Origin of the sequence: Tateyamaria rhodophyticola (assembly GCF_047777875.1) — a bacterium.
GTDB lineage: Bacteria > Pseudomonadota > Alphaproteobacteria > Rhodobacterales > Rhodobacteraceae > Tateyamaria.
Window position 1 is genome coordinate 1,471,505 of record NZ_CP180519.1, and the last position, 17,970, is coordinate 1,489,474.

21 protein-coding genes and 2 riboswitches are annotated in these 17,970 nt (G+C 62.0%); of the genes, 8 read left to right on the forward strand and 13 right to left on the reverse strand.

Translation table 11 applies throughout. From position 1 onward, the window contains the following. Positions 1 to 84: 84 nt before the first annotated feature. Positions 85 to 924 (forward strand): diaminopimelate epimerase, encoded by an 840-nt coding sequence (dapF, locus tag ACERHN_RS08870; RefSeq protein ID WP_415922274.1) that lies wholly within the window; start codon positions 85 to 87, stop codon positions 922 to 924. Next, a complete protein-coding gene (gene mtaB, locus ACERHN_RS08875; protein ID WP_415922275.1) occupies positions 921 to 2,177 on the forward strand; it encodes a tRNA (N(6)-L-threonylcarbamoyladenosine(37)-C(2))-methylthiotransferase MtaB in 1,257 nt (418 codons plus the stop codon). The genes dapF and mtaB overlap by 4 nt, the downstream gene beginning before the upstream one ends. A 108-nt stretch (positions 2,178 to 2,285) precedes the next feature. Here mtaB and ACERHN_RS08880 read toward each other — a convergent pair whose 3' ends face one another. The 5 genes from ACERHN_RS08880 to ACERHN_RS08900 form a co-directional block, all read right to left on the reverse strand. Further along, positions 2,286 to 3,074 (reverse strand): cytochrome c1, encoded by a 789-nt coding sequence (locus ACERHN_RS08880; RefSeq protein ID WP_415922276.1) that lies wholly within the window; start codon positions 3,072 to 3,074, stop codon positions 2,286 to 2,288. Between the two features lie 13 nt (positions 3,075 to 3,087). Continuing rightward, positions 3,088 to 4,434, reverse strand: coding sequence for a cytochrome b (locus ACERHN_RS08885; protein ID WP_415922277.1), 1,347 nt, complete (start codon positions 4,432 to 4,434; stop codon positions 3,088 to 3,090). A 12-nt stretch (positions 4,435 to 4,446) separates the two neighbouring features. Next, the gene (gene petA / locus ACERHN_RS08890; protein WP_415922278.1) at positions 4,447 to 5,022 is read right to left on the reverse strand and encodes a ubiquinol-cytochrome c reductase iron-sulfur subunit; all 576 of its coding nucleotides are present in this window, start codon (positions 5,020 to 5,022) and stop codon (positions 4,447 to 4,449) included. 345 nt (positions 5,023 to 5,367) lie between these two features. Further along, positions 5,368 to 5,973 carry a glutathione S-transferase gene (locus ACERHN_RS08895; protein ID WP_415922279.1) on the reverse strand — a complete coding sequence of 202 codons (606 nt, stop codon included), beginning with the start codon at positions 5,971 to 5,973 and terminating at the stop codon, positions 5,368 to 5,370. A 30-nt stretch (positions 5,974 to 6,003) separates the two neighbouring features. Next, on the reverse strand, positions 6,004 to 6,618 hold the full coding sequence (locus ACERHN_RS08900; protein ID WP_415922280.1) for an FMN-binding negative transcriptional regulator: 615 nt from the start codon (positions 6,616 to 6,618) through the stop codon (positions 6,004 to 6,006). Positions 6,619 to 6,678: 60 nt separating this feature from the next. Further along, positions 6,679 to 6,849, forward strand: a riboswitch (FMN riboswitch). Positions 6,850 to 6,929: 80 nt separating this feature from the next. Here ACERHN_RS08900 and ACERHN_RS08905 point away from each other — a divergent pair. After that, positions 6,930 to 7,370, forward strand: coding sequence for a 6,7-dimethyl-8-ribityllumazine synthase (locus ACERHN_RS08905; RefSeq protein WP_415922281.1), 441 nt, complete (start codon positions 6,930 to 6,932; stop codon positions 7,368 to 7,370). Here ACERHN_RS08905 and ACERHN_RS08910 read toward each other — a convergent pair. The 4 genes from ACERHN_RS08910 to ACERHN_RS08925 all read right to left on the reverse strand — a co-directional run bounded on the left by ACERHN_RS08910 (position 7,359) and on the right by ACERHN_RS08925 (position 10,881). Then, a complete protein-coding gene (locus tag ACERHN_RS08910; protein ID WP_415922282.1) occupies positions 7,359 to 8,054 on the reverse strand; it encodes an ATP-binding cassette domain-containing protein in 696 nt (231 codons plus the stop codon). The genes ACERHN_RS08905 and ACERHN_RS08910 overlap by 12 nt on opposite strands. Beyond that, positions 8,041 to 9,597 carry a thiamine/thiamine pyrophosphate ABC transporter permease ThiP gene (locus tag ACERHN_RS08915; protein WP_415922283.1) on the reverse strand — a complete coding sequence of 519 codons (1,557 nt, stop codon included), beginning with the start codon at positions 9,595 to 9,597 and terminating at the stop codon, positions 8,041 to 8,043. The genes ACERHN_RS08910 and ACERHN_RS08915 overlap by 14 nt, the downstream gene beginning before the upstream one ends. After that, a complete protein-coding gene (locus tag ACERHN_RS08920; RefSeq protein ID WP_415922284.1) occupies positions 9,573 to 10,553 on the reverse strand; it encodes a thiamine ABC transporter substrate-binding protein in 981 nt (326 codons plus the stop codon). Before ACERHN_RS08920 ends, ACERHN_RS08915 begins: the two co-directional genes overlap by 25 nt. A 38-nt stretch (positions 10,554 to 10,591) precedes the next feature. Continuing rightward, a riboswitch (TPP riboswitch) is annotated at positions 10,592 to 10,694 on the reverse strand. Positions 10,695 to 10,737: 43 nt separating this feature from the next. Further along, positions 10,738 to 10,881 (reverse strand): SEC-C metal-binding domain-containing protein, encoded by a 144-nt coding sequence (locus tag ACERHN_RS08925; protein ID WP_415922285.1) that lies wholly within the window; start codon positions 10,879 to 10,881, stop codon positions 10,738 to 10,740. A 240-nt stretch (positions 10,882 to 11,121) separates the two neighbouring features. Between ACERHN_RS08925 and aroC the strand changes: the two genes are divergently transcribed. Continuing rightward, positions 11,122 to 12,222, forward strand: a complete 1,101-nt coding sequence (gene aroC / locus ACERHN_RS08930; protein WP_415922286.1) for a chorismate synthase — start codon at positions 11,122 to 11,124, stop codon at positions 12,220 to 12,222. Here aroC and ACERHN_RS08935 read toward each other — a convergent pair. After that, the gene (locus ACERHN_RS08935; protein ID WP_415922287.1) at positions 12,219 to 12,800 is read right to left on the reverse strand and encodes a TetR/AcrR family transcriptional regulator; all 582 of its coding nucleotides are present in this window, start codon (positions 12,798 to 12,800) and stop codon (positions 12,219 to 12,221) included. The genes aroC and ACERHN_RS08935 overlap by 4 nt on opposite strands. 144 nt (positions 12,801 to 12,944) lie before the next feature. Here ACERHN_RS08935 and ACERHN_RS08940 point away from each other — a divergent pair, with 144 nt between their 5' ends. Both ACERHN_RS08940 and ACERHN_RS08945 read left to right on the forward strand, forming a co-directional pair. Beyond that, positions 12,945 to 13,340, forward strand: coding sequence for a DM13 domain-containing protein (locus ACERHN_RS08940; RefSeq protein WP_415922288.1), 396 nt, complete (start codon positions 12,945 to 12,947; stop codon positions 13,338 to 13,340). A gap of 42 nt (positions 13,341 to 13,382) precedes the next feature. Next, positions 13,383 to 14,324 (forward strand): DMT family transporter, encoded by a 942-nt coding sequence (locus ACERHN_RS08945; RefSeq protein ID WP_415922712.1) that lies wholly within the window; start codon positions 13,383 to 13,385, stop codon positions 14,322 to 14,324. Here the strand turns inward: ACERHN_RS08945 and ACERHN_RS08950 are convergent. The 3 genes from ACERHN_RS08950 to ACERHN_RS08960 are packed head-to-tail and all read right to left on the reverse strand — an operon-like array spanning position 14,321 to position 16,373. Then, the gene (locus ACERHN_RS08950) at positions 14,321 to 15,118 is read right to left on the reverse strand and encodes a CopD family protein (protein WP_415922289.1); all 798 of its coding nucleotides are present in this window, start codon (positions 15,116 to 15,118) and stop codon (positions 14,321 to 14,323) included. The two genes, ACERHN_RS08945 and ACERHN_RS08950, sit on opposite strands and share 4 nt — an antisense overlap. A 3-nt stretch (positions 15,119 to 15,121) precedes the next feature. Next, positions 15,122 to 15,454, reverse strand: coding sequence for a copper resistance CopC family protein (locus tag ACERHN_RS08955; RefSeq protein WP_415922290.1), 333 nt, complete (start codon positions 15,452 to 15,454; stop codon positions 15,122 to 15,124). A gap of 52 nt (positions 15,455 to 15,506) precedes the next feature. Further along, the gene (locus ACERHN_RS08960) at positions 15,507 to 16,373 is read right to left on the reverse strand and encodes a branched-chain amino acid aminotransferase (protein ID WP_415922291.1); all 867 of its coding nucleotides are present in this window, start codon (positions 16,371 to 16,373) and stop codon (positions 15,507 to 15,509) included. Between the two features lie 149 nt (positions 16,374 to 16,522). Here ACERHN_RS08960 and ACERHN_RS08965 point away from each other — a divergent pair, with 149 nt between their 5' ends. Together ACERHN_RS08965 and ACERHN_RS08970 are read left to right on the forward strand one after the other, a co-directional pair. Beyond that, on the forward strand, positions 16,523 to 17,026 hold the full coding sequence (locus tag ACERHN_RS08965; RefSeq protein ID WP_415922292.1) for a MarR family winged helix-turn-helix transcriptional regulator: 504 nt from the start codon (positions 16,523 to 16,525) through the stop codon (positions 17,024 to 17,026). Next, positions 17,023 to 17,724 (forward strand): response regulator, encoded by a 702-nt coding sequence (locus tag ACERHN_RS08970; protein ID WP_415922293.1) that lies wholly within the window; start codon positions 17,023 to 17,025, stop codon positions 17,722 to 17,724. The genes ACERHN_RS08965 and ACERHN_RS08970 overlap by 4 nt, the downstream gene beginning before the upstream one ends. Positions 17,725 to 17,970: the final 246 nt, after the last annotated feature.

Genomic DNA, 17,970 nt, shown 5'->3' on the forward strand with positions numbered 1-17,970 from the left:
TCTAGAAAGGCCAAAGCAAAGGGTCAAGCCGATTCTCTACGGAAATCCTGCGACATACTGGATTCCTTCTGACCCCAGCGTTATATGCGCGAAATGCAACACCAGCCCCCCAACCACTGGCCCTTCATGAAGATGCACGGCCTCGGCAACGACTTTGTCGTGGTCGATACGCGTATGCAGGCCTTTGATGTGTCCGAAGGTCTGGTGCGCGCGCTCGCTGACCGGCACCGGGGGGTCGGTTTTGATCAGCTTGCGGTGATCTCCGATGGCACGGACCTGACGATCACTTTCTACAATGCGGACGGATCAACCTCTGCCGCATGCGGCAACGCAACCCGGTGCATCGCCGCGCGCGAGATGGCGCAGACCGGGGCAGATGCGTTGCGTATCGATGTCACCGGGCGCGGGACGCTGAACGCTGTGATGCAGCCGGACGGCGTTACGGCTGTGAATATGGGCCACCCGCTCACCCATTGGCAGGAGGTGCCGCTGGCGCAGGAAACAGACACCCTGCACCTGCCCATCGACGGAGATCCGGTTGCGACAGGTATGGGCAATCCGCACTGCACCTTCTTCGTAGAGGATGTGGCGGCTGTGGACCTCGCTGCCCGCGGCGCTGCGCTGGAACATCATCCGCTCTTTCCCGAACGCACCAACGTGCAGTTCGCACAGCTGATCGGACCGGATCACCTCCGAATGCGGGTCTGGGAACGCGGCACCGGCATCACGCTTGCCTCCGGATCGTCCTCCTGTGCCACCGCAGTGGCCGCGCACCGGCGCGGTCTGACCGGGCGCACGGTGCGCATCGACCTCGACGGCGGAACGCTGCACATCGACTGGCGCGCGGACGGGATATGGATGTCGGGCCCAACGGCCCACGTGTTCGACGGCACCCTCACTCAGAGCTTTCTGGACAGCCTGTGACCGCGCCCGTCTTCTCCAACCATGGCTGCCGCCTCAACGCCTACGAAACCAAGGCGATGGAAGAGCTGGCCACCTCCGCCGGTCTGACCGACGCGGTGATCATCAACACCTGCGCCGTAACGGCCGAAGCGGTGCGCAAGGCCCGGCAGGACATCCGCAAATTGCGCCGCACCCATCCCGACGCAAAACTGATCGTGACCGGGTGCGCCGCCCAGACCGATCCAGACAGCTTTGCCGCCATGGATGAGGTCGACGTGGTCATCGGCAACACGGAAAAGATGAACGCGGCCACGTGGTCAGGGCTGGCCGGCGATTTCGGCACCGAGGCGGTTCAGGTCGATGACATCATGTCCGTGACCGAGACCGCAGGCCACCTGATCGACGGCTTCGGAACCCGCAGCCGCGCCTATGTGCAGGTCCAGAACGGCTGCGACCACCGGTGCACCTTCTGTATCATCCCGTATGGCCGCGGCAATTCCCGCTCCGTCCCCGCAGGCGTTGTGGTCGATCAGATCAAACGCCTCGTGGATCGCGGGTACAACGAGGTTGTGCTGACCGGCGTGGACCTCACATCCTGGGGCGCGGACCTGCCCGGCGCACCGCCGCTGGGGGATCTGGTGATGCGGATCTTGCGGCTGGTGCCGGACCTGCCCCGCCTCCGCATCAGCTCCATCGATTCGATCGAGGTGGACGAGGCCCTGATGCAGGCCATCGCGACCGAACCACGCCTGATGCCGCACCTGCATCTCAGCCTGCAACATGGCGATGACCTGATCCTCAAACGCATGAAGCGCCGCCACCTGCGCGACGACGCCATCGCCTTTGCACAGGACGCGCGCAGGCGGCGGCCTGACATGACCTTTGGCGCGGACATCATCGCAGGCTTTCCCACCGAAAGCGCCGCGGCCTTCGCCAATTCGCTCGATCTGGTGCGCGAATGCGACCTGACCTGGCTCCACGTCTTTCCCTACTCGCCCCGGCCCGGCACACCCGCCGCCCGGATGCCCCAGCTGGATGGCCCCACGATCAAGGACCGTGCCGCCCAATTGCGCGCCGCAGGCACCGCACAGGTGCAAAAACACCTCTTCGGGCAAATTGGCAAAACGCATCACATCCTGATGGAAAACCCCACCATGGGCCGCACCGAACAATTCACCGAAGTCACCTTCGACACGCCCCAACCCGAAGGGCAGATCGTGACGGCCCGGATCACAGGGCATACGGACACGCAACTGACCGTTTCTTCTGGCTGAAAATACCACGGGGGGCCCGAAGGGCGGGGGCAGCGCCCCCTACGCCGCCCGAAACGAAAAAGCCCCGCCAATTCGGCAGGGCTTCCTCAATCTCGATATGCGGAACGCTTACTTGTTCTTGTAACGCGCCTTGACCGGCGCCCACAGGCGCTTGTTGGTCAGGTACAGCAGCACCGACAGAATGGTGAGGAAGATCACACCGACAAACCCGGCCTGCTTGCGCGCCATCAGCTTCGGCTCAGCCGTCCACATCAGGAACGCCGACACGTCTTCGGAAATGGCAGCAAGGTCATTGGCATGACCATCCGCATATTCCACGTCCTCACCCCAAAGCGGGGGTGCCATGGAAATCCAGCCACCGGGGAACGCCTTGTTCTCATAAAGAACGACGCCCGCTTCTTCCTTTTCCTCACCGGTGTACCCCATCAGGAGCGACGCGATGTAGTCGGGACCGCCCATGCCCTTGAGGAACTGGTTGATACCCAGACCGTAAGGACCGTGGAAACCCGCACGCGCCTTGGCCATCAGGCTCAGGTCCGGTGCATTCTCCAGGTTGGACCCGGGGAAATGATCATTGGGCGTGGCCACACGGAAATCGTCCAGTTCGGGGTCAAAGACCTCGTAGAACTCCGCATAGGCGCGCACCTGATCCTCGGGCAGACCGGGCCCACCGTCGTCGCTCAATGTGCGCAGCGGCACATATTGCAGACCGTGACAGGCCGAACAGATTTCGGTGTAGACCTGCAACCCGCGTTGAAGCTGGTTCTGGTCGTACTGGCCGAACGGTCCATCAAAGGAAAAGTCGATATTCTGGACTTCGCCTTCCTTGCCCGCCGCCATCGCGCCCGTCGCCAGCGTCACCGCCATCAGGGCACTTGCTGCAAGTTTCATAAACATATGCAGTCTCTCCTTATTCCGCAGGCTGCGCCGAGGCGGCTGCTTTGCCCGCCGCAGCACCGCCAACTTTCGCGGCAAAGTCTTCTTCGATGGTCGCAGGCTGTGCGTCCGGCTTCTCCAGCACGCCAAGCAGCGGCAGGATCACCAGGAAGTACACGAACCAATACGTGGCCGAGATCAGCGCAATGGTGTTGTACGGCTCTTCCGCCGGGCGGGCACCAACCCACATCAGCACGAAGAAGTCGACAACCAGCAGCGCAAACCACCACTTCAGCATCGGACGATACCGGGCCGAGCGCACGCTCGATGTGTCGAGCCACGGCGCCAGCGCCATCACGGCAATCGCACCGAACATCGCAACCACACCGAAGAAGTCGGCCTGAATGATGCCGCCACTGATGAACGTGGCGAACTGCACGACCCAGACGTCCGGCGTGAACGCCCGCAAGATCGCGTAGAACGGCAGGAAGTACCATTCCGGCACGATGTGCGCAGGTGTCGCCAGCGCATTCGCCTCGACGTAGTTGTCGGGGTGGCCGAGGTAGTTCGGCATGAAGCCGACCACGGCGAAGAACACCAACAGGATAACGGCCAGCGCGAACAGGTCCTTGATCACGAAATACGGCCAGAAGGGCAGCGTGTCTTTTTCTGCCTCTTCCTTCGACGTGCGGCGCACCTCAACCCCGGTCGGGTTGTTGTTGCCTGTCGTGTGGAAGGCCCAGATGTGCAGGATCACGAGACCCGCAATCACGAAAGGCAACAGATAGTGCAGGCTGAAGAAACGGTTCAGCGTGGCATTGTCCACCGCAGGCCCGCCCAGCAGCCATGTCTGCAGCGCTTCACCCACAAACGGGATCGCGCCAAACAGGCCGGTGATCACGGTCGCACCCCAGAAGGACATCTGACCCCAGGGCAGAACGTAGCCCATGAACGCCGTGCCCATCATCAGCAGATAGATCAGCATGCCGATGATCCACGTGATCTCGCGCGGCGCCTTGTAGGAGCCGTAGTAGAGACCGCGGAAGATATGCGCATACACGGCCACAAAGAACAGCGACGCGCCGTTCATGTGGATGTACCGCAGCATCGCGCCGCCATTCACGTTCCGCATGATGTGCTCGATCGAGGCAAACGCCTCATCCACATGCGGGGTGTAGTGCATCGCCAGCACAACGCCGGTGATGATCTGCAACGCCAGACAGAATGTGAGGACGATGCCCCAGATCCACATCCAGTTCAGGTTCTTCGGCGTCGGGATCATCAGCGTGTCGTACATCAGGCCCACGATGGGCAGACGCTTCGCCAAGCCTTTTTCCCAGGCCGCTTTCGGTTCGTAATGGTCGTGAGGAATTCCAGCCATGAGGTCTCTCCCTTAACCCAGTTGGATCGTGGTTTCGTCCACGAATACAGCTTCAGGAACCGGCAGGTTACGGGGTGCCGGACCGCGACGGATCCGCCCCGCTGTGTCGTAGTGTGAGCCGTGGCAGGGGCAGAACCAGCCGCCAAAATCCCCTGCATCGCCCAATGGCACGCACCCGAGGTGCGTACAAACGCCTTGCATCACCAGCCATTCGCCGGTGTTTTCACCGTTGAACGCGGTCAGCGTCCGGTTTTCGTCGTCCGCAGGAACCTCACCGAGGTTTGCGTTACGTGCATCCGCATCCGGCAGGTCGCTCACCGCGACGTCTCTCCCGGCTTCGATCTCGTCGGGGGTACGGCGGCGAATAAACACCGGCTTGCCCAGGAAGGACACAACCAGCTGCGTGCCCGGCTCAACCGCGCTCACATCCACACGGATGGAGCTGAGGGCGAGCACGTCCGCGGACGGGTTCATCTGGTTGACCAGCGGCCATACCGCTGCACCAACAGCAATCGCGCCTGCACCGCCAGTGGCATAGTACAGGAAATCGCGCCGGGTTTCGTCGTGGTCTTCTTCTGCGTGCGACACGTGGTGACCTCTCCAGTTTCGAACGCCCCGGACGGGGCCATATAACATAGAACCCGCGCGCGCGCAGGTTGGTTCACCGGGCTATCTAGCGGGGACACCTGTCCACGTCCAGCGCGCAAACTGACACAGTTGGTCGCAGGGGCGCAGGTTAACCCCTTGATAAGACTCGTGGCCGCACGCCCTGTTAACCACGGAACGGGTGCACGCGCTGTGCACAGGGTGTGTACACCCCGTGCACGCCCTGTGCCATCAGCATCAGCCTTGTTTTGCTGACGTTAACCGCGATTCGCGAACCGGTGCGTTTGCAACAGGACCGCGCGTTGCATCTGCTGCTGATGTAAGGCCCTAGACCTCGGGCGCGGTGGCCGTCATCGAAGGTCGCGCGGCAAAGCCGTCATACCACTTGGTCAGCGCATCGCGCCCTTTGCGCCAATCCCGGTCGCCATGGCGGAAATCGAGATATCCCAGACCGCAAGCCACACCGATATGGCCCACATCCATCGGCCCGGCCAAATGGCTCATCCAGCGTGCATTCAACGCATCCAGCGCACCGGTCACCTTGCCCCACTGCGCCTCGATCCATGCCTCGGACTGGATCGCCTCATCCCGGAAACGCTTTTCGTAGACCATGAGGACCGCGGCCTCCATCAGCGCATCCGCCGTAGCCTCCAGCACCAGCACCTCCCATTGGCCCTGCACCGGGTACAAATCCGCACCCCCGCGGTCGTTCAGATACCGACAGATCACCCGGCTGTCATACAGCGTCGGCCCCTCGTCGCGCACCAGCGCCGGGATCTTGCCCACCGGGTTCGCCGCCTTCAACGTCGCATCCGTGCCGCCGGGCGCTGCCGTCACAGATACGGTTTCGACATCATCCGCCTGCCCCGTTTCATGCAACAGAACCAAGACCTTACGCACAAAGGGGCTCGGCCCCGCCATCAGCAGCTTCATCGCGATTCTCCCTGTGAAATCACGCGCAGCCTAGGCCCCGCGCATCAGCGCAGCAAGCACGCGCAGCTCGGACCCCATCCCGAACGCATCCACATGATCCGCCGCCCGCAGGCGCACGTCATCGGGCTTGTTCTGGTTCAGCTTCCATGTGCCATCCACGCCCGTGACGGTTAAGCGACACGGCACGATCTGGCGCATCATCTTGTCCAGAACCTCCGGCGTCATCTTGTCCGTCTTCCACGGGGGTTTCGGGGCCAGCTGATCCTCGAAATGCCTGGACTGCCGGTCCAGCATATCGCGCATCTGATCCTGTGGCAGCCGCTCCAGCGTACCGGATATATGCACCGCGACATAGTTCCATGTCGGCACCTGATCCACGACCCCGTACCAGTCGGGCGAGATGTAACCATCCGCCCCGCTCACCGCGATTTTGGCAGGCATCGGCGCATCCAGACTGCGCGCAATCGGGTTTGAGCGCACCAGATGCAAATCCACCTGCGCGCCAAGTTCATCAATCAGAAACGGAACATGCGCCATCATCGGCCCATCATCCCCGTTCACCGCCAACACGCCAAACGCGCGCTCGCGGGCAAAGGCGAGGTTCCGCTCGGCGCTCTCAGTGTGAAAAATCGGGTTGGGGTGCATGGGAAATATCCTGATACGTCGCGTCCTTCTTGCCTTGGGCGGCGGACAAGGGCAACCTGACGCTGTTCTCAGGGCGGGGTGAAATTCCCCACCGGTGGTATGCGGGCCCGATCAAACGGTGACCCGCGAGCCCACGAGCGCAACGCGCACCTCTGACGAGGGACGCTTGGACAAGCAGATCAGGTGAAACGCCTGAGCCGACGGTGACAGTCCGGATGAAAGAGAACGTGCAGCCGCGTGCGCCCCTGGGGGTGCGCCTGGTCTGTGCGCAATCGCCTTGGGTGACGTGTCTGAACCTAAAGGAGTGACCCATGACACACACCCGCTTCGCCTTCGTCAAAGCCCGCTGGCACGCCGACATTGTCGACCGTGCCTTTGACGGTTTCACGGAATTGATCCCCGCGACACAGGTGGATACTTATGACGTTCCCGGCGCGTTCGAGATGCCGCTCATGGCGCAACATCTCGCACAAACAGGACGTTACAGTGCCATTGCCTGCGCCGCACTTGTCGTTGATGGGGGCATCTACCGACACGACTTCGTCGCGCAAGCCGTGGTGGATGGCCTCATGCAGGTGGGGCTCAAGACCGGCATACCGGTCCTGTCCGTGTCGCTCACGCCCCACCATTTTCAGGAGACACCGCACCACATGGGCATCTACGCCGATCACTTCGTGATCAAGGGGCGCGAGGCGGCGCAAGCCGCACGTGGCATCCTCGAGGCGCAGACCAGCCTCCGCTCAGCCGCCTAGGTAGGCGCGCAAGGCGGGCGGCGGATTGGCCATCACCTCTTGCGCAGGCGCCGGGTGGGCCACGTCGCCCGCATCCACAAAAATCAGGTCATCCACCATCTCGGCCACTTCGGCCGGGGCGTGGGTGACCATCATCATGGTGGCGCCACTCTCTGCGACGACGTCCGCCGTCAGCGCCAGCATCTCGGCCCGCAGCGCAGGCCCTAACGCGGCAAAGGGTTCGTCCAGCAACAACACCGGCGCGCTTTGCAACAGCACGCGGGCCAAGGCCGCCCGGCTTTGCTGTCCGCCCGACAATGCGCCCGGCTTGCGATCCGCAAACGCCTCAAGCCCGACGCGCCCAAGCGCTGCGTGCACCTTGTCAGCCTCTGCCGGGCTTAACCGCAAGCGTGGCCGGAGGCCCAGTCCCACATTCTGCGCAACGGTCAGATGCGGAAACAGGTTGCAGTCCTGAAACAGCATCGCGATGCCCCGCGCATCCGGCGCGGCAGCAGTCACATCCTGACCTGCGATCCGAATGATTCCTTGCGAAACAGGCAGATAACCGCCAAGCAACCCCAGCAAGGTCGACTTGCCCGCACCCGACGGCCCCGCCACAGCGACACGCCGCCCTTGCGGCACCTCAAACGTGGCGCGCAGGGCGAACGCCCCCTGCTCTGCCCGCAGATCTTCAACCGATATCACGCCGCCGCCCCCATGCATCGCACACCCAAAACATCGCCAACGCCAGCATCAGAAGCAACAGCGCCGCCCCCGCCGCCGCATCCGTGCAGTAACTGCCTAGCAGGCGGTACATCTGCAACGGCAACGTCGCCACATCCGGGTCCGCGAACAGCGCCACAACCCCCAGATCCCCAACCGACAGCGCCGCCGTCAGCCCGGCGGCAAACCCCAGCGCGGGCCGCAACCGCGGCACCAGAACGATGCGCCACATCGCCCCGCCGCGCAGCCCGAGCCCAAGGCTCAAACGCCCGTAATCCGCCATCACCTGCCGCATCGGCGGCAACAGGATGCGTACCGCAAAGGGCAGCGCCATCAACGCGTTGACCGATGCCGTGATGGGCAGGGCAAGGCTCGCCGGGTTCACATAGGGAAAGATCAGAATGAACCACCCCGTGCCCAGCATCAGCGGCGACGCGGCAAGGCCGATCAGGGTGACGCCTTCAACCCCACCATTGCGCACCTGCGCCAGCCACGCCGTGATCGGCAGGGCCACAGCCACGAGGATCACAGTGCTCAGCGTTGCAACCCAGACAGAGGTCCACGCGGAGCGCCAAACCACCTCCGGCATCTGCGTCAGACCCCCGAGGCCCGTCAGCACCACAGACAAAAGCGGCAGCAACAGGAACCCGGCCGCAAAGGTGATCCAGAACGCATCCAGCACGCGCGCGCCTGCGCCCTTGGCATCCCACCGCTGTGGCAACCGGTCCTGCCCGCGCTGCACCACCATGGGCGGCAAAAACCACAACGCAATCAACGCGGCACCGCCCGCCACAGCCAGTTGCAACAGGCTCAAGAGCGCGGCACGGCCAAGGTCGAAATCAAAGCGGAACGCCTGGTAAATCGCCAGCTCAACCGTCGTGGCACGCGGTCCCCCGCCCAGCGTCAGCGCGACCGCAAAACTGGTCAGGCAGATCACAAAGATCAGCGCAAAGGCGCCCGGCACCACCCGCGCCAGCATCGGCCATTCAAGGCTACCAAACACCGCGCCGCTGCGCAGGCCCAACTGCGCCACCAGCCGGAACTGTTCCGCCGGGATGGCTTGCCAGCCCTGTAGGATCAGGCGCGTCGCCAAGGGCATGTTGAAGAACACATGGGCCAGCACGACCCCGTGCGCGCCATAGATCGACACCTCTGGTAGCCCCACCGCGCTCAGCGCCACATTCAGCCACCCGTTGCGCCCAAAGATCGCCAGCAGGCCCAGCACGGCGACAATCACCGGCAGGATGAATGGCGCGCCCAGCAGCGTCACCAGCAGCGCGTGACCGGGCATGGTCCGCCGCGCCAGCGCCCGCGCCACGGGCACGGCCAGAACCACCGAAATCAGGGCAGAGAAAAACGCCTGTGACAGCGTAAAGCGCACCGCCTGCCATTCAGCGGTGCGCAGGCCCGTGCTCGCCTCGACCCGCAGGCCGATGGCGACAAAGGCCGCCAACACCACCGCAACGATCAGAACCGCTGCGATGATGCCCGGCGTGTTGCTTACTGGCTGAGAGCCGCGCGCCATGTTTCGATCGCATCGACCTGCACATCAGCGGCCTCGGTTTCCGAATAGAACAGAACCTTTTCCGGCAGCGGCAATTCGCTCCAGCCTTCGGGCCAATCCGCCTGCGGCAGCGCCGATGGAAGCGACCAGTTGGCGGTCGGGATGATTGTCTGGAAATCCCGCGACATCACATAGGCCAGGAATTGATCCGCCAGCTCAGGCTGATCAGTGCCTGCAATCTTGCCCACGGTCTCCACCATGAAATAGTGGCCCTCGGGGAAGATCGCGGCCTTCTTCGTAAAGTCCTCTTCGGCAAACATATGGTAGGCGGGCGACGTGGTATAGCTCAGAACCATGTCCGCCTCACCGTCCGTAAAGAGACCGTAGGAGGCCGACCAATCCTTGGTCACGGTCAGGATGTTGTCAGACAGTGCTTCCCAGACCTCGGCGGACCGGTCGCCATAAACCGCCTGCACCCACAGCACGAGTGCCAGGCCGGAGATAGAGGTGCGCGGATCCTGAATGACGATCTTTACATCGTCGGGCAGGGCCAGCAGGTCGTCAAAGCTGCTGGGCGGCGCGTCCATCGTGGTTTCGTTATAGATGAACGCCGTGTGGCCATAGTTGAACGGCAGGAACGTGTCGTCTGTCCAGTCGATGGGCAGGGTCAGCGCGCTGTTGTCCTGCCCGTGCGGCGCAAACAGATCGGTCGCACGCGCCTTGGCCGTGACATCCGAGGTCAGGCCGATCACAACGTCCGCCTTGGTCCGCTCCCCTTCGAGCAGCAGGCGCGGCAACAGATCGCCCGTGGACCATTCCAAATCGCAATTGCAGACCTTTTCAAACTCCGCTTCGATGATCGGGCCCGGGCCCCATTCCGACGTAAAGTAATCGCCCGCATAAACGGTGAGCACAGGCGTGTCTGCCAGTGCCGAAGTTGCCGCCAGCGTGGCGGCCAAAGTCAGTGCGTATTTCATCGCGTCCTCCAATATGGAAGGCGGCGGGATAAGGGTCTTGGGGTAAGCCAAACCTTCCCTCCGCCGGTGTTAACCGGTTCAGGTTCTACGGGTTCGCCGGAATGGCATCTCAGCTGACAGGCAGCACCCCGAGGTATGGCCACGTATAGGAGGGTGCATGCCCGCTGGCAAGCACCCCGCCGTTTCAGGACCGATCACGAAAATAGTGGTCGCGCAAGCTGCCATCATAGCGCCCCTTGCGCAGGCAGCAGCGTTTGAATCGCCGTCCCGATCCACAGGGGCAACGATCATTGCGACCCAGCTTTTCACTCAGTTCCACATCGCCCATGCACCATGCGGTGCCCGGTCTTGACCCGAGTCTCGGACGGGAAGGACCGTCTACGCTTGGACGTGACCTCGAAAGGAGGGGCGGTCGTCGGGATGAATACGCTTTACCATGTCAGCCTCCATCAGTTTTGCGTGGACGGGCGACGTGCCATGGCACCCCAAACAATGCAAGAACGCCAAACGTCTTGGCATCGACATGCGCGCGGCGTATGTCGCTTTTGCAACTCGCGGAGCAGCGCCCATGTCGTTCAATACATTCGGACATCTCTTTCGTGTCACCACCTGGGGCGAAAGCCACGGGCCCGCCTTGGGCGCTACCGTTGATGGCTGCCCCCCCGGTGTCACAGTGGACGAAACGATGATCCAGCAGTGGCTCGACAAGCGCAAACCGGGGCAGAACAAATACACCACACAGCGGCGCGAACCTGACGCGGTCAAAATCCTCTCCGGTGTGTTTGAGGGCAAGACCACAGGCACCCCGATCCAGCTGATGATCGAAAACACGGATCAACGCTCCAAGGATTACGGCGACATCGCCGAGAAATTCCGCCCCGGCCATGCGGACATCACCTATTGGCAGAAATACGGCATCCGCGACTATCGTGGCGGCGGTCGGTCTTCTGCGCGGGAAACGGCGGCCCGTGTGGCGGCCAGTGGGGTCGCCCGCGCCGCTCTCGACCACCTTGTGCCCGGCATCGAGATCAAGGGCTACATGACCCGCATGGGCGCGCATGAGATTGACCGCGCGCGCTTTGACTGGGACCAGATCGACCAGAACCCGTTCTGGGTGCCGGATGCACAGGCCGCTGAGACGTGGGCCGACTACCTCGACGGGTTGCGCAAATCCGGCTCCTCCGTGGGCGCTGTGATCGAAGTCGTCGCGCGCGGTGTGCCTGCAGGTCTTGGCGCACCGATCTATGGCAAGCTCGACACCGACCTGGCCGCCGCGATGATGAGCATCAATGCGGTGAAGGGCGTCGAAATCGGCGAAGGCATGTCTGCGGCCATGCTCACCGGTGAGCTGAACGCGGACGAGATCACGATGGGGCCTGACGGCCCGGAATATTCTTCAAACCATGCAGGCGGCATCCTTGGCGGGATTTCCACCGGGCAGGACGTCATCGTGCGCTTTGCCGTGAAACCCACGTCGTCGATCCTGCAAACCCGCCAGACAATCACCAAATCCGGGCAAGCGGCCGAGATCATCACCAAGGGGCGTCACGACCCTTGCGTCGGTATCCGCGCCGTGCCCGTGGGTGAGGCGATGATGGCCTGTGTGATCCTCGATCACCTGCTGCTGGACCGCGGGCAGACCGGCGGCCTGCGCGGTCCCATCGGTTAGGTCAGCATCACACCAACACTCCGCACCGCGTTCTTGAGCGTGTCGTCAGACACCCGCGCGCGGGCCATGGTGCGCAAACCGACATATTGCGCCAACAGCATGTCGGCGAGGCCGCGACGCGCGTCCCTGTCCAGCGTTTCATGGTTGGGCGACTCCGCAAGCGCCTCTGCCATCCCGTCGCGCAGCTGACCCAGACCGTTTTCGACCGCAGCCGCGATTTCAGGGTCATAAGCGCTCGGCCCTGCCGCCGCAGTACACAGCAGACAACCGCGTTGATCACCGTCCGTCACAGCCTGGTAAGAACTTGTAAACAACATGCGGATACGGTCCGCACCGTTGGGAATTTCCGGATCGGTGAGAAGGGCGACACCCGCTTTGACCGCTTGCGTCTCGTAATGATCCAGCACTTTGAGAAAAAGCGTCTTCTTGTCCGTGAACGCTTTGTACAGACTGCCGCGGGTCAGCCCCATGCCCTCCAACAGGTCCGGCAGGGATGCGCCCTCGTATCCGAGGGTCCAGAACACCTGCATCGCCTTTTCAATGGCAACGTTGGTGTCAAATGATCTTGGGCGGGCCATGGGCTGCTCTCCTTTGCGTGAACGACATATAACACTTGCGGAACCAATTGGTCCAGAACTCACGTTTTTGTGTATTGTACCGATCGGTTCCCTATCGTATTTCCCGTTTACGGAACCAATCAGTCCACAACAGGAACCAGACCAATGCTCAAGCTCATTCCCGTCGCCTTCGCCGCCGTCCTTGCCGCTGCCGTCAGCCTTGCCGGCATCGCCGCAAACGCAGAACCCGTCGCCACCGGCAGCTTTACCGGCGCCTCCGATCACATCACAACCGGCTCTGTCCAGGTCGTTGCAAATGACGATGGCAGCCACACCATCATTCTGGGCGACGATTTCAGCCTCGATGGCGCACCCGATCCCCGCGTCGGCCTGGGCAAGGATGGCTTTTACGATGGCAACACCGACTCTGGCAAACTGCTGAACCTGACCGGGTCGCAATCCTTCACCGTGCCTGCTGGCGTCGACATCTCCGACTTCAACGAAGTGTACATCTGGTGTGAGAAATTCAGCGTCCCTCTGGGCTTTGCCGTCCTCGGCTAACCCTTGCCTTCGGGCCGCAGACGCTCCATGGATCGACGTGACATGAAAAGCCCGTCGATCCAGAACAAGCCAACAACCGCCATCACGCTCAAGCTGGTGGCGGTTTTTTTGTTCATGGTCATGGCGGCAATGATCAAGGCCGCGACAGAAAACGTCCCCGCAGGGCAGGCCGTGTTCTTCCGCTCGCTCTTTGCCATGCCGATCATCCTTGGCTGGGTGTGGCACCGGGGCGAGATTCGCGAGGCGCTTGTTCCAAAAAATTTCATGGGCCACGTGTGGCGCGGGCTTTTCGGCACATCCGCCATGGCGCTGACCTTTGCCGGGCTGGGCCTTTTGCCGCTGCCAGAGGTGACGGCCATCGGCTATGCCACCCCGATTTTCACGGTCATTCTCGCGGCCCTGATGCTGGGTGAGCGCATACGCCTGATCCGGATCAGCGCCGTCGCACTCGGCCTTGTTGGCGTAATGATCGTCCTTTGGCCCCGGCTCAGCCTGGACGGCGATGTTCTGTCCACGGCGGGCAGCATCGGCGCCTTGATGGTTCTGGGCGCGTCCATCCTGCGCGCGCTGGTACAGATCCACATTCGCACGCTGGTCCAGACGGAACACACCGCGGCAATCGTCTTCTACTTTTCCCTGACCGCCACCGTGCTGAGCCTGCTCAGCCTGCCATTCGGCTGGGTTGTGCCCGACACGCTGGACCTTGGCCTTCTGATCGGTGCGGGCCTGATCGGGGGTATCGCACAGATCCTTGTCACCTCCAGCTACCGCTTTGGCGCGGCCTCCATGCTGGCTCCGTTCGATTATGCCTCACTCATCTTTGCCGCACTCATCGGGTACGTGATCTTCAGCGAAGTGCCGACACTCACCATGGTGCTCGGTGCGGCGTTGGTTGTTGCGGGCGGCGTATTGATCATCTGGCGCGAACGTCAACTGGGCGGTGGCCGCAGCAGGGCACGCGCGGTGACGGACCCCAAGGGCTAGCCCAACCCGGCGACCGTCGACAGCGCAGCCGTTGCACCCAGAACCGCAAGTGCAAAAGCGCCCTCACAGAACACGGCAAAGCGCAACGGTCGTGCCTGCCCCCGTCGCAACGCAGGGACGTGCCGCAGCTTGTTCATCGCGCCGATGATCAGCATTGCAGACACCGCGAGCATTTTGACCAATAGCGTGACGCCATAAGCCGTGGTGCAAAGCTGCGCCAAGTTATCCAGCAGATTGAACGCCATGACGCCGCCAAGACCGACCAGAACCGGCACTGCCATCAGAGCGTATCGCCCAAAATCCATGGCCAGTTCAGCCGCGGCCTCATGATCCGATCCCGCGATCCGAAAGATGGGCCACAAAACGCCGACCCAATAGGACGCCAGCATCAGGTGCAGGATGAGGATCACGTTCAACAACACGCCAGACACATGACCAACGGCCACAAATCCAGCTAGCAAGGTCACTGCACCAAACGCTTGTAACACCGGCCTTCTGACAAAAGTCCCGACAACCACCACAATCGCCCCGCAAACATACAGCGCCATCGCCGTGCCCTGCCCCGTGCTCCACAGAATACCCAGCATCACGGGGTCCAGCGCACCCGCCACCGTGCCCGTCATCGCCGCCGCCTGCGTGAGGAACCCGATCACGGATGCGAGGGCGACCAGGACGGCAAGCGTCACCCTTGGCGTCGTCACCCGGTGAATCATGAAAACGGCCACATGACCTGCTGCGCCAAGCGCGCTGATCAAGAGCACGCAGCGCACGCCAAAGGCCAGCCATTCGATCAAGAGTTATTGCACCGAAAACGAGACATTGCCGGTCATGACGTGGCCATCCGCGCTGATCCCGCGCCATTCGATCGTATGTTCACCAGACGCGACACCGGGCAACGGTACGGAAAACTCCACGTCGAAACCGGCTGCGTCCGGCACATCGATTTTCTGATCCGCCAGTGTCAGCCCCGTCAATCGGATGTCCTTGGAAAAGGTCATCGCCAATTCCGACGGCGGCGCGGAGAGTGTCGCACCATTGGCCGGCTGGCTGTATTTCAGGACAGAGTGTGCCACCGCCTCCAGCGGGCTCAGCGCGGCGATACATGCCAGAACGGAAAGCAATCGGGTCATGGATGGCATCTGAGGCTTGCCTTCAGGCAAAGGTCAAGCCTCAAATCCGTGATCAGGCCCGCACCAACGCCTCATAGTCTTCGGACACTTTGCGGCACATATCACCGACTTCGAAATTGAAGTCCCCGATCTGTCCAACCGGTGTGACCTCTGCCGCAGTGCCCGTGAGCCAGCATTGCTCGAACCCTTCAAGCTCTTCCGGCATGATCACGCGCTCATGCACCTTGATCTGCATGTCCTGCAAGCGGCCAATCACCGTCTGGCGCGTCAGACCGTTCAGGAAGACGTCTGCCTTGGGCGTGTGCACTTCGCCGTCTTTGACGAAGAAGATGTTGGCGCCTGTGCACTCGGCCACATAACCGCGGTAGTCCATGAACAATGCGTCCGAACACCCCTTGGCCTCTGCCGCGTGCTTGGACGTGGTGCAGATCATATAGAGACCCGCCGCCTTTGCGTGCACCGGTGCCGTTTCGGGCGACGGGCGCTTCCACTTGGCGATGTCGATCTTGGCGCCCTTGTATTTGGCGTCGCCATAGTAGCTGCCCCATTCCCATGCCGCGATGGCAAGGTGCACCGGGTTGCGTGCCGATGCGACACCCATGTCCTCGCCCGCACCGCGCCACGCGACGGCGCGCACATACGCATCCGTCAAGCCGTTCGTCGTGAGCACTTCCTGTTTGGCTGCCTCGATCTCGTCGACAGTGTAGGGGATCTGAAAATCCAACTCACCGGCCGAGTAGTGCAGCCGCTCGGAATGCTGGCGGCTCAGGAATATTTTGCCGTTATAGGCGCGCTCACCCTCAAAGACCGAGCTGGCATAGTGCATGGCATGGGTCAGGATGTGCACGTTGGCCGTGCGCCAATCGACCATCTGGCCGTCCATCCAGATTTTCCCGTCAAGATCATCATATCCAGCCATGCCAGCCTCCCGATTTGCAAAAATTGCGCCAATATGTCCGAACCGGTCATAAAGTTGCGCAAAACCTGCGATTCGATACCGCTCCGCTCTTGGAATGTCAACAAGGCTGACATAAACTGACGGCAAAACGACGAACGGAAGACAGTGAAATGGCGGATGGACGCACCGCAAGCGGGGAGAACCTGCTCTATCTGACGGACGAGCAGTTGCGGCAGGGCATTGAGGCGATGTTCTTTGCGTATCGCGGGTTCACCGCGGACCCGGACCGCATCCTGTCCGACATGGCCTATGGTCGCGCGCATCACCGCGCGATCCACTTTATCAACCGCGCGCCGGGCACCACCGTGAACAACCTGCTGAACATCCTCGGCGTGACCAAGCAGTCGCTGAACCGCGTCCTGCGCACTCTGATCGAGGATGGCCTGGTCGAAAGCCACGTGGGCACCGTGGACAAACGCGAACGGCACCTGTTTTTGACCGAAGCGGGGCAAGCTCTCGAAGGTCAACTGTCGGACGCCCAACGGGCCCGTATGCGCGCCGCTTTCCGCGATGCGGGGCCCGACGCCGTGGCAGGCTTCCGCACTGTGCTTGAGGCGATGATGGACAGCGAGATGCAGCACGCTTACACAAGACTGAAAGAAAGCGGCGCATGACGGACTTCGACACTCATCTCCTTATCATTGACGACGACGAACGCATCCGGTCGCTTTTGCAAAAGTTCCTGATGCGCAACGGGTTTCTTGTGACGGCTGCCCGCGACGCAGCCCACGCCCGGCGGGTTCTGTCGGGGCTCGACTTCGACATGATCGTGCTGGACGTGATGATGCCGGGCGAAGACGGGTTGAGCCTGTGTCGATCCTTGCGCGAAACGCTGGCGACGCCGATCCTGCTGCTCACCGCCAAAGGGGAAACGGACGCCCGGATCGAAGGGTTGGAAGCAGGGGCCGACGACTACCTGCCCAAACCGTTTGAGCCCAAGGAATTGCTGCTGCGGATCAATGCGATCCTGCGGCGTGTGCCCGACACCGCGCCGGAAGAGGCGCAGCCAAAAATTCTGTCGCTGGGGCCCATTCGGTACGATATGGAACGCGGTGAGATGTGGCAGGGCGAAGACCTCGTGCGCCTGACAGCGACCGAGATGCAGTTGATGAAACTGTTCTCCGCCAAACCGGGCGAACCGATCAGCCGCGCAAAACTGGTCGAGGATTTGGGCCGCGACCGGGGTCAGGCGCAGGAACGCGCCGTGGACGTGCAGATCACGCGGCTACGCCGCAAGATCGAGAGCAATCCCAAACAGCCGCGCTACCTGCAGACGGTCCGCGGTGCGGGTTACATGCTCGCGCCGGATTGAGCTTTGGACCAGACGTTTTTCTTGAACCTGCGGGTATTGCGCAAACTCAGAAAGCACATGCAACAGCATCATCCACATGCCTTAACTAGCATGATACAACGAGCCGGGCAGCCTTACCTCCATATTGGTGGTTCTTGGGAACATGAGTTGCAGGTCTTACGGTCCGCTTGCGTGGATCCCAGAGAGTTTCCGGTTTACGTTTTAGCAGATGACAACGTCGTTCGCTTGATCAAGAAAACACAGCGC